The organism is Streptomyces sp. WELS2 (assembly GCF_013870595.1).
Lineage (GTDB): Bacteria > Actinomycetota > Actinomycetes > Streptomycetales > Streptomycetaceae > Streptomyces.
In genome coordinates this window covers 1-2,503 of record NZ_JACBWZ010000863.1, presented here as the reverse complement: position 1 = coordinate 2,503, position 2,503 = coordinate 1, and the positions used below count along the sequence as shown (strand labels likewise).

Below are 2,503 nucleotides of genomic sequence, written 5' to 3'. Positions count from 1 at the left end.
ACGGGCGCGGTCGCCGGGCAGCTGAAGGGCGGGGTGGGCACCGCGAGCACGGTGCTCGGCTCGGGGATCACGGTGGCCGCGCTGGTGGTCGTCAACGCGGCGGGAGCGGTGCTGGATCCGGAGACGGGGGTGCTGTACGGGGAGTTGTTCCAGGGCCGGGTGGCCTATCCGCGGGAGCGGGTGCACGCGGCCGCGCGGCAGCGCCTGGCGAAGGCCGCCGCCGGCAACGCGCCGCCGCCGCTCAACACGACGCTGGCGGTGGTCGCGACGGACGCCGCGCTGACCAAGGCACAGGCGCAGAAGCTGGCGGGCACCGCGCACGACGGGATCGCCCGGGCGGTGCGTCCGGTGCACCTCCTGCACGACGGGGACACGGTGTTCGCGCTGGCGACCGGTGACCGCCCGCTCGACGCGCACCCGTTGGCGCCGAACGACATCCTGGCGGCCGGCGCGGACCTGGTGACGCGGGCGATCGTGCGGGCGGTTCGGGCCGCCACCGGGGTCGACGGGCCGGGCGGAGTCTGGCCGTCGTACGCGGAGTTGTACGGGAAGGGGGAGCGGTGAGGGGTGGCGCGGGGCCGGATTGTCGCGGTTCTGTCACGTGATGGCGTCAGCGGTGACCGACGGGAACCTTCCCCGGCGTCCGCGCCCTCTTTCCTCACGACCCGAACGGATCCCGCACATCACACGAACCTGGAGCAGCCCGTGACAACGCCGGACATTGCAGCGCGGCGCGCACTGGTGGCCTGTGCCGCCCTGGTGGTCGGCACCCTCACCCTGACGGCCTGCGGCGGCGACGCCAGCGCCGACAACGACGGCAAGGGCGGCGACTCCCCCAAGACGTCGACGGCGAAGATCGCGATATCGGCCAAGGACGGTTCAACCGGGGCGTCCATCAACGCCACCGGGGTGAAGGTCAGCGACGGCAAGCTGACCGGCGTGAAGATGACCGTGGCGGGCTCCGGGCAGGCCGTGCCCGGGGCGATATCGGCGGACGGCCACACCTGGAAGCCGGCCCGGCAGCTGGAGCGCGGCACGAAGTACGAGATAAACGCGACCGCGAAGGACTCCGACGGGCGTCCGGCGGCGGCGAACGCCATCTTCACCACCGTCAGCCCGGCGAACAGCTTCATCGGCACCTACACGCCGGACAACGGCGCGACGGTCGGGGTGGGCATGCCCGTGTCGTTCACCTTCGACAAGTCGATCACGGACAAGAAGGCGGTGCAGTCGCACATCACGGTCAACACCAGCAGCGGCCAGCAGGTGGTCGGGCACTGGTTCGGCGACCGGCGGCTGGACTTCCGGCCGCAGGAGTACTGGAAGGCCGGCTCCAAGGTCACGATGAACATCGACCTGGACGGCGTACAGGGCGCGCAGGGTGTGTACGGCGTGCAGAAGAAGAGCGTCTCCTTCACCGTCGGGCGGTCGCAGGTCTCCACGGTCGACGTCAACACGCAGACGATGACGGTCGTACGGGACGGGCAGACCCTCAAGTCGGTGCCGATCTCGGCGGGCAGCCCGGAGCACACCACGTACAACGGGCAGATGGTGATCTCCGAGAAGTTCACGCAGACCCGCATGAACGGCTCGACGGTCGGCTTCGGCGGCGAGTACGACATACCGGACGTGCCGCACGCGATGCGGCTGACGTCCTCGGGGACGTTCATCCACGGCAACTACTGGTACAACAAGGGCAACCCGCCGTTCGGCCGGACGGGCACCAGCCACGGCTGCGTCGGCCTCGCGGACGTGCAGGGGGCGCAGGGCGCCACGTCGGCCAAGTGGTTCTACGACAACTCGCTCATCGGGGACGTCGTGATCGTGAAGAACTCCCCGGACACCACGGTGGCCCCCGACAACGGCCTCAACGGCTGGAACATGTCGTGGAGCGCCTGGACCGCGGGAAGCGCCGTCTGACCGGCGGTTTTCGACTCGACGGCGGGCCGCGCGGGAACTCTTCGCGCGGCCCGCGCGTTTTCCCGGCGTACGTTTTCTCGGTTCCCGGAGACGATGTCCGGCCGAGGGGCTACGGTATGCACCCACAAGGTGACATGCAGCAACGCCGGGAGAAGCCTTGAGCGTTCCGTACGAGACCGAAGCGTACGAACCAGCCGAGTCGCCCGAGTCTGCGGAGGAGCATCTCGCGCGACTCCTCGGCCGTGCCCTGAACTCCTTCGAGCTGCCGGACGAGGTGATACTGCGGCTCGACTGCGCGCTGGCGCACGACAGTTCGCTGCACTCGGCCTACCACAGCTCGGGGCTGCGCCGGGAGACCCACCGGCACACCTGGCTGCTCGCCGACGGCTCGGCGGTCACGCTGTGGGAGCTGGTGCACAACTCCACTCCGGGCAGCGCGCCGGAGCACGAGGTGTATCTGGACGAGGAGGAGCTGCGGACCGCCGCGGCCCGGCTGGGGATGCCCGACGCCCCGGAGGCGGAACTGCCCGCGCTGATGCGGCTGTGGGCGATCCCCGAGCCCCGGCACGTGTTCGCCTCGGAC

Annotated in this window: 3 protein-coding genes; all 3 read left to right on the top strand. The window is 70.4% G+C overall.

The annotated features are described in order from the left end of the window. A partial coding sequence (locus tag H5J33_RS30945; RefSeq protein WP_181798079.1) for a P1 family peptidase occupies positions 1 to 564 on the top strand: 564 nt, incomplete at its 5' end. Between the two features lie 141 nt (positions 565 to 705). Then, positions 706 to 1,920 (top strand): Ig-like domain-containing protein, encoded by a 1,215-nt coding sequence (locus tag H5J33_RS30940; protein ID WP_181798078.1) that lies wholly within the window; start codon positions 706 to 708, stop codon positions 1,918 to 1,920. A gap of 157 nt (positions 1,921 to 2,077) precedes the next feature. Continuing rightward, positions 2,078 to 2,503, top strand: a 426-nt coding sequence (locus H5J33_RS30935) for a DUF6227 family protein (RefSeq protein WP_258565523.1), incomplete at its 3' end; no start/stop codon positions are given.